Origin of the sequence: Actinophytocola xanthii, assembly GCF_001921205.1 — a bacterium.
Classification (GTDB): Bacteria; Actinomycetota; Actinomycetes; order Mycobacteriales; family Pseudonocardiaceae; genus Actinophytocola; species Actinophytocola xanthii.
Map to the genome: position 1 here is coordinate 1 of NZ_MSIE01000142.1, position 11,187 is coordinate 11,187.

Here is an 11,187-nt window from a genome sequence, read left to right on the forward strand (position 1 = left end):
CGTGCTCATGAACGTGTTAGCCGTTCAGGAACATCGGGCCGGGTGCCGGCGCATCGTGAGTCTGCTTCGGCAGGGCAAAGCAGTGTCCGTGGATGCGGCCGAGTGGAACGCGCTGCCGATTCAGGCGGCGGTGTTCGCGACGCCGTACCTGGCTTCCATCATCAGTACGGCCTCGTCCACGACGTGTGCCATCGACGCGTCGTCGGGGGACCAGTCCATGAGCAGCATCCGGGGCCAGAAGACGTAGTTGGAGATCATCCCGAGAAACTGGGTCGCCGCCAGCTCCGTGTCGTCCAGTGTGGCCACTCCTCGGTCGTTCTGGATGTCGAGATAGCGGCGTACCGAGTCGAAGTAGGGCATCTTGCCGCGCTCGAAGTGGGCCTCGCCCAACTCGGGGAAGCGCGGCAGCTCGGCGATGACGATCCGGAAGAGAGCCGCCATGCCGGGCCGGGTGAGGAGGGCGACGTACCGGCGGCCGATCGCGGTAAGGCCCGCCCGCAGGTCACCCGTCGGCGGGCGGAAGTCGTCCTCGACCTTCCAGGACTCCGTCACGATCGCGTCGAACAGCGCCGCCTTGGTCGGGAACTGCTTGAACAGGGTGGCTTTCGACACCTCGGCTGCCTCGGCGACCTTGGCCAGCGACGTGCCGGCGTACCCGGCGTCGAGGAACAGGCGGGTGGCCGCCTCGATGATGGCTGCCCGCTTCTGCTCGGCGACGCGCCGGTGGTAGGTCGAAGGCCGCGTCGTCATGGGCGTCATCGTACGCGAGATGAGTCGCTTGACTCACTATCGCCGGCACCGTAGCGTTCCGGCGAGGTGAGTCACTCGACTCACCATCCCTGTTAGGGAGGACCCCGTCATGGCACGTTTCGAGAGGCAGACCGTTCTCGTCACGGGCGGCACCGGCGGGCAGGGCGCCAGCCACGTCCGGGCCTACCACGAGGAGGGGGCGAACGTCGTCATCGCCGCGCTCGCCGACGGGCCGGGCAGAGAACTCGCCGCCGAACTCGGGGAGCGTGCGCTGTTCGTCCGCCTGGACGTCACCGACGAGGGCGCCTGGGCCGCGGCGGTCACCGAGACCGAACGCCGTTTCGGGCCGATCGCGGTGCTCGTCAACAACGCCGGTGTGCAGAACCCAGCGGTGCCGATCGAGGCGATCGAACGGCGGGTCTGGGACCGCGTTCTCGAGGTCAACCTCACCGGGACGTTCCTCGGCATCAGGGCCGTGACCCCGTCACTGCGCCGCAACGGTGGGGGAGTGATCGTCAACATCGCCTCCACGATGGCCCACGCCGGCACGTCGCTCTACGCGCCCTACGTCGCCAGCAAGTGGGCGCTGCGCGGGCTCACCAGGACCGCCGCGCTGGAGCTGGGCCGGGACGGCATCCGGGTCAACTCCATCCATCCCGGCGTCATCTCCACCCCGTTGATCAACGAGCCGATCGCGGGCCAGCCGCCCATCGCGGACTTCTTCTCGCCCGAGCCCTACGCCATCCCGCGGCTGGGCACCCCGGCCGACGTCACCGCCCTGCTCCTCTACCTCACCTCGACCGACGCCTCGTTCGTCACCGGCTCGGAGTTCGTCGCCGACGGCGGCCTCCTGCTCGGCCCCGCCCTGCAACCCGACACGACGGCTGCATGACGGAATCACCAGGTTCCCGTCGATCAGGCCGTCCCGGACGGCTTGCTTCATCACCCCGACCACATGCGCGAGACGAGCACGCGCCGACCGGGCAGGCCGAGGGTGGTCCGCCGGTGTGCCCGTCCTTTGCGCCGGCTCGGGTGGGTACGGGCATTCGAGCCGAGCGTTGGATGCCGTAGAGCAGCCACACCACACCTCGGCGAGCAGGGCGTGACGCGGAGCTCGTCGTGGAGCCGGTCGTGGTGTGCCCGTTGCCGGCGATGTGCCGGCCGGCCTCGTCCGAGCTGCCCAAGATGCCTTTTTGAATGCACCTGTCGGCCAAACGCGACGACGTGGGCCGGCTCGTCGACCTGGTTCAGCGCCTCAGCCAGCCGGTGAGCGGCCGCGAGTATCGGGGTCGACGTCGCGCGTGCTCGCGGGACTGCCGCGCGCCTGCCATCGGCGAAATCGTTTCGGCCGTTCAGGGCGCAGCGGGAATTCCGGACGGGAGTTATCCGGTCGAGAAACGTGATCAGTATCGGACGCCAGCACACTACTTGGTAAGCGGACGCTGTGTGCGCTCACATTCGATCCGCAAACGTAGCTCTAGCCGGAGTCTGCCCAGGTAAGCCCGGTGTCGCCAGCGGGGTGGCGCGTGATCTAGCGCATCGGCGGGGAGAGAACGTGAGACGAGTCATGATCAAAGTGAGCGCTCACAACTGATCGATCCGGTTGTTGACGTATCGGCGACGGCCTGGCTACATTGATTGCTGCGGCGAGTTCACCCGACCGAAAATTCGCCGACATGATCGGCACCAGGTGGTGTCGGCGCCGTGCGTCCCGCAGTTGACATTGGCACGGAAATACGACCGGTCATCACGTTCCGCCCTGGCACACAGGCCTGCTCGACGCGTTCGACCCCACCTGCTGACGACGATGTCGGAGGGACCGAAGCCATGCGCTGCTCCGCCCGTATCCGGACGAGGGGTTCGTTCACCAGATGCGCCGGTGCCATGCTGAGACATCTCCGGGACCCGGTGGCAAGTCCCGATCACCCCTGTTCGACGGGGTCACGAGCGACGGTCACCGACAGCGGTCACAAGATCCCTCGGCGGGGTGGACGCCCGCCCCTCCCGCTCGGCAACACCCTGATCCTCAACAACACCTGGCAGTTCTTCATGAGTTACCGCTTCGACCTCCCCACGCCCTGATCTGGAGAGCCACACATGTCTGCTTTCTTCAGCCGTCGCCGGATGCTGCAGGCGACGGGCGCCGCGGCGGCCGCGACCGCCATGCCCACGTTGTTCAACGGCGCCACCGCCGCCGCGGTCGTCGCACCGGTCCGTACCGACATCGGTGTCTCCGCCTATCCGTTCGACCTCGGCCAGGTGCGCCTCACCGCGGGGCGCTGGATGGAGAACCAGGCCAGGACCCTGGCCTACCTCCGGTTCGTCGACGTGAACCGCCTGCTGTACAACTTCCGCGCCAACCACCGACTGTCCACGAACGGTGCTTCGCCGCTCGGTGGGTGGGAGGCGCCGGACTTCCCGTTCCGCACACACAGCCAGGGGCACTTCCTCACCGCGTGGGCCCAGGCGTACGCGGTGCTCGGCGACACCACCTGCCGCGACCGCGCCGCCACCATGGTCGCCGAACTCGCCAAGTGCCAGGCCAACAACGGCGCCGCCGGGTTCAACACCGGCTACCTGTCCGGTTTCCCCGAGTCCGACTTCGACGCGATGGAGGCGGGTTCACCTCGCTCGGTGTCCTGGTACGCGCTGCACAAGACCCTGGCCGGCCTACTGGACGTGTGGCGCTACACCGAGAGCACACAGGCCCGCGATGTGCTGCTGCGGTTCGCGGGCTGGGTCGACTGGCGCACCGCGCGCCTGTCGTACGCCACGATGCAGCGCGTCCTCGGCACCGAGTTCGGCGGGATGAACGCCGTGCTCACCGACCTGTACCAGCAGACCGGCGACAGCCGGTGGCTCACCACGGCGCAGCGCTTCGACCACGCAGCCGTGTTCGACCCGCTGGCCGCCAACCAGGACCGGCTGAACGGTCTACACGCCAACACACAGGTCCCCAAGTGGATCGGCGCCGCTCGTGAGTACAAGGCGACGGGCACCACCCGGTACCGCGACATCGCGGTCAACGCCTGGAACATCACGGTCGACGCGCACACCTACGCCATCGGCGGCAACAGCCAGGCCGAGCACTTCCGCGCCCCGAACGCGATCGCCGCCTACCTGAACCGCGACACCGCGGAGGCGTGCAACACCTACAACATGCTCAAGCTGACCCGAGAACTGTGGCTGCTCGATCCGAACCGAGTGGCCTACTTCGACTACTACGAGAAGGCACTGCTCAACCACCTGATCGGCCAGCAGAACCCGGCCGACGGCCACGGGCACATCTGCTACTTCACCGGCCTCAACCCCGGCCACCGCCGCGGCACCCAGGGCCCGGCCTGGGGTGGTGGCACGTGGAGCACCGACTACACGACCTTCTGGTGTTGTCAGGGCACGGGAATCGAGACCAATACCAAGCTCGCCGACTCCATCTACTTCCACAACGGCACCACGCTCACCGTGAACCTGTTCACCCCGTCGGTGCTGAACTGGTCGCAGCGTGGAATCACGGTTACCCAGACCACCACGTATCCGGTCTCCGACACCACCACGCTGACCGTCACCGGCGACGTGGCCAGCTCGTGGACGATGCGGATCCGCATGCCCGCCTGGACGACCGGCGCCACCGTGAGTGTCAACGGCGTGGCCCAGGGCATCGCCACCACGCCGGGCACCTACGCGACGCTGACCAGGTCGTGGACCTCCGGCGACCTCGTCACCGTGCGTCTGCCGATGCGGGTGCTCACCCAGGCGGCCAACGACAACGCCGGTATCGCCGCCGTCACCTACGGTCCTGCCGTACTGGCGGGCAACTACGGCAACTCCTCGCTGTCCACACCACCCGCACTCGACGTCGCATCCATCACCAGGACCAGCACCTCGTCACTCGCGTTCACCGCGCGCGCCAACGGCGCGACGGTCAACCTCGGCCCGTTCCACGACGCGCACGGCTACAACTACAACGTCTACTGGAACATCGGCGGCGGTGCCACGGATTCCGCGTACCGGCTGGTCAACGCCGCCAGCGGGATGGTGCTCGGCGTGCAGGACATGTCCACGGCCGACGGCGGGCTCGCCGTGCAGTGGCACGACTCCGGGACCGCCGACCACAACTGGGCGATGATCCAGGACGGGAACGCAGTCCGGCTGCGCAACCTCCACAGCGGCAAGGTCCTGGGCGTGGAGAACATGTCCACCGCCGACAACGCCCGCGTGCTCCAGTGGGCCGACAACGGCACCGCCGACCACCGCTGGACGGTCGTCGACAACGGCGACGGCACCGTGAAGCTCCGCAACGCCAACAGCGGGAAGCTGCTGGGCATTCTCAACGGCGCCACCACCGCGGGCGCTCAGGCGGTGCAGGACTCCGACAACGGCAGCGCGGACAACCGATGGCGGCTCGTGCCCGTCGGTGCGACCTTGTAACCGGCGTACTGGTGCCGGCAGCCGGTGTGACTCGCCGTCGCGCACTGTAACTGGCCGGAACCACGGGGCGCTTCCTACGTTTCCCTCCTGCGCGGGATGAGTGCAGTACCCGTGGGGGAAGTTCGAGGGCTGGGTGGTCAGCGAGGCTGATGGGTGACACAACCCCCGTCGGTCTGGAGGCCACGTTGTCCTTGGCGCGCACGGTTACCCCCATCGCGTCGGCGCGTCGGCGATGGCCGTCGTGGGCTGGCTACGCCGCGAGCGCATGGGCTCTGCTGTACGGCAGCGTGCTGCTGGCGGTCGCGGTGACCGGCGGGACGCTCTACGACCTGCCGTACCTGATCTGGGTGGCTGTCGCTGTCCTGTTCGCCGGGGCCGGCATGGCCGCCGCGACCGTGCGCCCGTGCGGGCGGCGCCTCCCACCCTGGGTGGTGTCGGCCGGATTGTGGACCGTGCTGGCGCTGGCAGTGGCCGGAAGTGTGTTTGTGCTGCTCAACCTGATCGCGCTGGTCGTCACCGGCTCGTTGCGAGGCCGGGACGGGCACGCTGACTGGGGGGCTTTCACCGCGCGGTTGTCTTTTGTTGTTGTCGCCGTCCTGTTCCTGATGACCGCGCTGTCGTGGCGGCATCGCACCAGGAACACCTGCCCTGACTGCGGCGGCCAGGCTCACCAGCCGGGAGCAGTCGCGGCTGTCGAGCGTACGGGAACGCCCGCGTCACAGCGCGTGCGTCGGATCGCCCATCTCGGCGGCCTTGCGTTCATTCCCTACTACGTCTGCCATTTCATGCGCTTCGCCGATGCGCCACCCTTCCGTGGAGGGGACCTTGCCGCCCCCGGTGACCCGTTCATTCCGGCCGCCATCATCGGTACCGTGCTGCCCGCCGAATTTCTGCTACTGGGGCTGGTGCACTCGTGGGGCATGATTTTCCCCCGGTGGACGCTGTGGTTGTCCGGTAGGAGGGTGCCCCGCTTCCTGCCGCTGATCCCGGTCTGGCTGATCGCACCGACACTCGCGGCGTACGGCACGGGAGCCTGGGTCTACGTGATCCTCCAGTTCACCGGTGTCCTCGAGATCGACGGTACGTTCGCGGACTACCTTCTCGGCTGCTCCGCCGCTACAGCATTCGCTGGATACGGTTGGGCCCTCGCCATCGCCGCCGTGTCCTACCAACGCCGTACCCGACCCCGCTGCATCCTGCGTCAGACCCTCTGACAGCAGCGATGCCGGCCGGCTTGTCGGGGGGCAATCTCAGGACCGGATCCACCGAACGGTTGATGCCGTTGCCCGGTCGGGCCTGACAGCGTGGGCGACATGAGGCGACTGTTGGGGTTCATGCTCGTCGTGTGCGGCTTGGCGCTGGGGGTTCCGGCGGCGGCCGGGACATCCGCTGGTGGCGTGGTCCGCACGGACGCCGGCTGGGTGCGCGGCACCACGTCCGGCGAGGCCCGTGTGTACGAAGGCATCCCGTACGCAGCACCCCCCGTCGGCGACCTGCGCTGGCACTCACCGGTCGCGCCGCGGCCGTGGTCGGGGGTGCGTGACGCCACCCGGCCCGGCAACCGCTGTCCCCAGGCCGCAGGGCTGGGGCAGCCGGCCAGCGACACCGAAGACTGCCTGTACCTCAACGTGACCGCGCCGAGGACGGCGTTTCGCGCGCCGGTCCTGGTGTGGGTGCACGGCGGCGGGCTGATGAGCGGCGCGGGGAGCGACTACCTCGCGTCCCGGCTGGCCACGCGGGGGCTGGTCGTGGTGACCGTCAACTACCGGCTCGGCAACTTGGGGTTCTTCGGCTTCCCGGGCCTGGCGGACGGCGGTGCCTTCGGTATCGAGGACCAGCAGGCGGCGCTGCGGTGGGTGCAGCGCAACATCAGGGCGTTCGGAGGTGACCCGCGCAACGTCACCGTCGCCGGCGAGTCCGGCGGCGCGCACTCGGTGTGCGCGCAGCTGATGTCGCCGGGCGCCGCGGGGCTGTTCCACCGGGCGATCGCGCAGAGCTCGGCGTGCACGGTGAGCGCGCACGGCGATGTCCGGCCGCTGTTGGACGTGCCGCTGTTCGTGCCGTACGAGTGGCACGTGGGACACGGCCAGACCGTGGCCGCGGAGCTGGGCTGCACGACGCTCGAGTGCCTGCGCGACAAGCCGGCCGCGGACCTGCTCGCCGCGCCGACGTTCCCCCTGCCGGCGTGGGGGACCGCGGTGCTGCCGTCCGATCCCGCGGTGGCGCTGCCCGCCGGCGACTACCACCACGTGCCCCTGCTGACGGGGATTACACGGGACGAGGGCACGCTGTTCGGGCCGTTGTTGGTGCCGGGGCTCACCCCGGAGCAGTACCCGGCGGCGTTGGCCACGCAGTTCGGCGCGCACGCTCCGGCGATCGAGGCGCGCTACCCCCTCGGCGAGTACGGGGGATCGGCGGTGCAGGCGGCGTCGGCGATCATGAGCGACCTGGACTGGGCGCTGCCGCAGTGGGTCGCGGACCGTACCTTCGCCGAGGAGGTGCCGGTGTACGCGTACGAGTTCCTCGACCGCACGGCACCGCCCATCCCGGACTTCCCGGCGGGGGTCGAGCCGCTCGCCGCGCACGGCTCGGAGCTGCGGTACCTGTTCGACCTGCGGGGTGACGAGGTGACGTTGACCCCGTCGCAGCGCCGGTTGGGGGACCGGATGATGTCGTACTGGACGCGGTTCGCGGCGACCGGCAACCCCAACGGCTTCGGGCTGCCGCGGTGGCCGCGGGTGACGGCCGGCGACGAGACGCCGTACGTGCAGGGGTTGGACGTGAGGCGGATCAGGGCCTTCGACCGGGTGGAGGCGCATCAGTTGGAGTTCTGGGCGTCGCTCTGAGTGCGGGGGCGGGCCGTGCCGAGGTGTCGGCTGGGCCGTGCTCGGGCAGGTGTGCCGCGCAGACGGGCCGGCTGCGGGTGGCGTAGGAGCGGGCGGCTGTGATCAGCGCGAAGCCGAGACCGCCGAAGGCCAGACCGCCGAACGCGACCATCCAGGTGATTCCGGAACTGCTGGTGAACGGCGGCTCGATCGCCGGACCCGGCAGCACGCCCGCGGCGGCGAGTGAGGCGAAGATCAGGAGGAGGACACCGTAGACCGACAGGCCGACGGCTGCCAGCCACGCGGGGAGCAGGGGCAGCAGGCGTGGGACCCGTGGGCCGTCGCCGGTGCCCGGGTGCGCCTGCCCGCACCTCGGACACCGGCCGCGCAGCCGCCTGCGGTAGGAGATGGCGACGAACACGAGGAGTACCGTGCCCACCGCGTTCACCAGGACCTGGGCCAAACCGGTGGCGCTTTCCACCCCGGCGAACGACACCAGTGTCACGAAGTACGCGGGCAGGCTGGCCATTCCCAGGGTGAACACGGGGATCGTGGCCACCAGCGATGTCAGCAGCGCGCCCCGCATCCGTCGTCCGAACTCTCGCCTGGTGGCCAGGCAGCCCAGCGCGACGAGCACGGCCAGGGCGGCCAAGAGCAACTGCAAGGCCGGCGGGTACGACACGCGAGGTGACCACCGCACGTCGACCTCTCCCACGACCCACGTGACCTGCACGGCGGCGTACAGCCCACCCCAACCCGCCGCGGCGAATGGCACCCAGTCGGGCCACCGCCTGGCCCACACCATCCGGCTCCCGTCCCCAGATGGCCCGGAACTCCCCCACACGGTCGTCGCCCCCGTTCCTACGATCTCGTCGCGCAGATCATGGCTGCCGCCACCTGGGAGGACTCTCAGGTAGCGGCTCGACGGGTCGTCGAGAACCAGGATCACCCGGCCATGGAACAGCGGTTGAATCTGGTCAAGGCGGTCCTCAGGGCTTGGTTCATGTGGTTGATCTTGTGAGTCTCTTGAAGCAGGTGAGGGTTGCGCCGAGGGGGAGGAAGGCGCAGAAGTGGTTGGCATAGCGTTCGTAGCGGATGCTCAGGCGGTGGTAGCCGAAGAGCCAGGCGATGGTGCTCGCCACCTGCTCGGCCGGCGGCACCCTGCAGTGGGCCGGCCGTAGGAAGGGGAATGCGCCACTACCAGTTGTTCCTGGCCCAGGCTATCAACGCGGAGAGGGCCGACCCGCCGGCCGCGACGTTGTTGGTGTCGAAGGCTTCCTCTTCGCCGCCAGAATGCGTGCCGATGATGCGTGGCCCCTTGTCGAACCAACCGAAGACAGGTCCACCGGAGTTGCCGTCGCTGGCGTCCGCCTCGTACTCCAGTTCGAGTCCCGCTCCGTCATAGTCGTCGTCCTGAATGGGGAAGGAGGACTGCCGGGAGGGCTGCTGAGCGTTCGCCACCATGCCGGGGTACCCGGCCAACGTCCACCACGGGAGGTCCTCCCACGCGTCGGTATACGTCTTGTAGCCGAAGTATCCCAGCAGATCGCCCAGCGGAGAGCTCAGGGCCATGACCGCCATGTCGTCACCTTGGTTGTGGTTCCGGTATCCCCATAGGCCGGTCACCCACGCGGATCCACCCGACCCAACAATCGATGGGCCATTGAAGTATCCCGCGACGAACAGCGCTTTCCACGGGACATCGTTAACGACTGACTGCCAGGGAGCCATGTGACTACAGGTGAGAATTGCGTTCTTGGAGATGAGCGCGGCACTGCCACTCCAACTCCAGTTGGCGTTCGTCGATTTTGTCCAAACGAAGAGTCGACCGATGCTGTGCCAGGGAAAACCGGTCGGCTTGTAGGTCTTGCGGTCATCCGCGCCGAATATGTACTCGGGCTGGACCCGCTTACCGCTGCGCCGGCGCAGGACCTGCCCGGCGGGCGGGTCGGCCGACGGCGACAGGTAGTTGACCTCGCACCAATCGGGCACAAAGGGCTCGTGCTCGGCCGCCCGGTCGTCCTTGCGTGGCGTATCAACGGCCTGCGCGAACGTAGCGCTCAGACCGGACGTGAACCGGCGTTGCGGGAGCTCCCAGCCCACCGCGGGCGTGCCCCGCGCACCCTCCACCCGGCGCAACTCGACCGTGATCCGGTCACCGGTCGCCGTAGCGTCAGCTGCCTCGCTGGCTGCAGGTATTTCACTGATAATTACCCGGCCGGTGGTAAGTTCCGCCGGGGGGTCACCTCGCCTGGGAATGTTGGGAAGTTGGGAAATCTCGTCAGGTGACATCGGCCTGTCGGCGGCCATAATCTCTCCCGTTCCAGAGGTCACTACATACGCAATTCTGATGACGGCCCCGGCTATCAAACCTACGAGTAAAAACAATGCAAGGAATGTGCGGTAGACCTCCCCGAAAACTCGATAGCTGCCGCGTAGGCCATCATAACAAGACGCTACGCATTTGTGAACCATCAAAGCACATAATGATCGATCCACTCGCGCTGCCATGAATCTGACAGATCATGCTGGTAGGGCGCTGAGCACGCCCGACGGTGTGGCAGGCAAGCGACTAAGAGGGTGTCTCACGTGGGTTGCTCATGGTCTGACAATGATCCCTTGTTGTGGTTGATGATCTGTCACGGCGGTTGGTGCCGGACGAGTTATGGGCGTTGGCACAGCCATTGATCCCGGAGTTTGATCCGCGTTCGCAAGGTGGAGGAACAACACCAGTTGATGACCGGGCAGTGCTCACCGCAATCGTGTTCGTCTTGACCAGTGGCTGTGCGTGGCGGCACCCCCCCCGCGATCAAGTCTCGCCGTGGGCGACGACGCCGCAGGCCGGCGAAGCTGCACGCGGACAAGGCCTACGACCACGTCGCCCTGCGCAAGTGGGTACGTGCCCGCGGCATCGTGGTTCGGATCGCCCGCAAAGGCATTGAGACCAGCAAACGCCTCGGTCGACACCGCTGGGTGATCGAGCGAACCATCGCCTGGCTCTTCAACTACCGCCGCCTGAGCATCCGCTACGAACGCCAGGCCAACCACTTCACCGCGTTCCTCACCCTCGCCGCCACGTTGACCTGCTACAAGAAACTCACCAAATGAGACACTCTCTTAGAAGTCGTTTCAGAATGAGCGGTGTGTCGGCTGGCAGTGGTTGATCAAGTTCGGGCATGGTGTC

The 11,187-nt window shown here is 67.8% G+C and carries 8 protein-coding genes and 3 pseudogenes; 6 read left to right on the top strand and 5 right to left on the bottom strand.

The window, feature by feature from the left end; genetic code table 11:
- Positions 1 to 120: 120 nt before the first annotated feature.
- Positions 121 to 750: a TetR/AcrR family transcriptional regulator gene (locus BU204_RS37230; RefSeq protein ID WP_075130495.1), complete on the bottom strand. Its 630-nt coding sequence runs from the start codon at positions 748 to 750 to the stop codon at positions 121 to 123.
- A gap of 109 nt (positions 751 to 859) precedes the next feature.
- On the opposite strand from BU204_RS37230, the gene BU204_RS37235 reads away from it, so the two are divergent.
- The gene (locus BU204_RS37235; protein WP_075130496.1) at positions 860 to 1,642 is read left to right on the top strand and encodes an SDR family NAD(P)-dependent oxidoreductase; all 783 of its coding nucleotides are present in this window, start codon (positions 860 to 862) and stop codon (positions 1,640 to 1,642) included.
- Between the two features lie 50 nt (positions 1,643 to 1,692).
- Here BU204_RS37235 and BU204_RS42195 read toward each other — a convergent pair whose 3' ends face one another.
- A complete protein-coding gene (locus tag BU204_RS42195; RefSeq protein WP_332888620.1) occupies positions 1,693 to 2,175 on the bottom strand; it encodes a replication initiator in 483 nt (160 codons plus the stop codon).
- A gap of 672 nt (positions 2,176 to 2,847) precedes the next feature.
- On the opposite strand from BU204_RS42195, the gene BU204_RS37240 reads away from it, so the two are divergent.
- The 3 genes from BU204_RS37240 to BU204_RS37250 all read left to right on the top strand — a co-directional run bounded on the left by BU204_RS37240 (position 2,848) and on the right by BU204_RS37250 (position 8,024).
- Positions 2,848 to 5,178 carry a beta-L-arabinofuranosidase domain-containing protein gene (locus BU204_RS37240; RefSeq protein WP_075130497.1) on the top strand — a complete coding sequence of 777 codons (2,331 nt, stop codon included), beginning with the start codon at positions 2,848 to 2,850 and terminating at the stop codon, positions 5,176 to 5,178.
- Between the two features lie 149 nt (positions 5,179 to 5,327).
- Complete coding sequence (locus BU204_RS37245; RefSeq protein WP_075130498.1) at positions 5,328 to 6,392, top strand: hypothetical protein; 1,065 nt, start codon at positions 5,328 to 5,330, stop codon at positions 6,390 to 6,392.
- A 99-nt stretch (positions 6,393 to 6,491) separates the two neighbouring features.
- Complete coding sequence (locus tag BU204_RS37250; RefSeq protein WP_075130501.1) at positions 6,492 to 8,024, top strand: carboxylesterase/lipase family protein; 1,533 nt, start codon at positions 6,492 to 6,494, stop codon at positions 8,022 to 8,024.
- Here BU204_RS37250 and BU204_RS37255 read toward each other — a convergent pair.
- The 3 genes and pseudogenes from BU204_RS37255 to BU204_RS37265 all read right to left on the bottom strand — a co-directional run bounded on the left by BU204_RS37255 (position 7,969) and on the right by BU204_RS37265 (position 10,313).
- Positions 7,969 to 8,667, bottom strand: coding sequence for a hypothetical protein (locus tag BU204_RS37255; RefSeq protein WP_198943118.1), 699 nt, complete (start codon positions 8,665 to 8,667; stop codon positions 7,969 to 7,971). The genes BU204_RS37250 and BU204_RS37255 overlap by 56 nt on opposite strands.
- Positions 8,668 to 9,004: 337 nt before the next feature.
- Positions 9,005 to 9,133 (bottom strand): annotated as a pseudogene (locus BU204_RS41015) (IS5/IS1182 family transposase); the annotation flags it as partial.
- 67 nt (positions 9,134 to 9,200) lie between these two features.
- Positions 9,201 to 10,313: a trypsin-like serine peptidase gene (locus BU204_RS37265; protein ID WP_143230039.1), complete on the bottom strand. Its 1,113-nt coding sequence runs from the start codon at positions 10,311 to 10,313 to the stop codon at positions 9,201 to 9,203.
- A gap of 341 nt (positions 10,314 to 10,654) precedes the next feature.
- Between BU204_RS37265 and BU204_RS42340 the strand changes: the two are divergent.
- Together BU204_RS42340 and BU204_RS42345 are read left to right on the top strand one after the other, a co-directional pair.
- Positions 10,655 to 10,777 (top strand): annotated as a pseudogene (locus BU204_RS42340) (transposase); the annotation flags it as partial.
- A 40-nt stretch (positions 10,778 to 10,817) separates the two neighbouring features.
- Positions 10,818 to 11,111 (top strand): annotated as a pseudogene (locus BU204_RS42345) (transposase); the annotation flags it as partial.
- Positions 11,112 to 11,187 lie beyond the last annotated feature (76 nt).

Excerpts from the sequence above, each read along its gene's own strand:
- BU204_RS37230 (WP_075130495.1), bottom strand. The coding sequence starts at position 750 with ATGACGACGCGGCCTTCGACCTACCACCGGCGCGTCGCCGAGCAGAAG.
- BU204_RS37235 (WP_075130496.1), top strand. The coding sequence starts at position 860 with ATGGCACGTTTCGAGAGGCAGACCGTTCTCGTCACGGGCGGCACCGGC.
- BU204_RS37240 (WP_075130497.1), top strand. The coding sequence starts at position 2,848 with ATGTCTGCTTTCTTCAGCCGTCGCCGGATGCTGCAGGCGACGGGCGCC.
- BU204_RS37245 (WP_075130498.1), top strand. The coding sequence starts at position 5,328 with ATGGGTGACACAACCCCCGTCGGTCTGGAGGCCACGTTGTCCTTGGCG.
- BU204_RS37250 (WP_075130501.1), top strand. The coding sequence starts at position 6,492 with ATGAGGCGACTGTTGGGGTTCATGCTCGTCGTGTGCGGCTTGGCGCTG.
- BU204_RS37265 (WP_143230039.1), bottom strand. The coding sequence starts at position 10,313 with ATGGCCGCCGACAGGCCGATGTCACCTGACGAGATTTCCCAACTTCCC.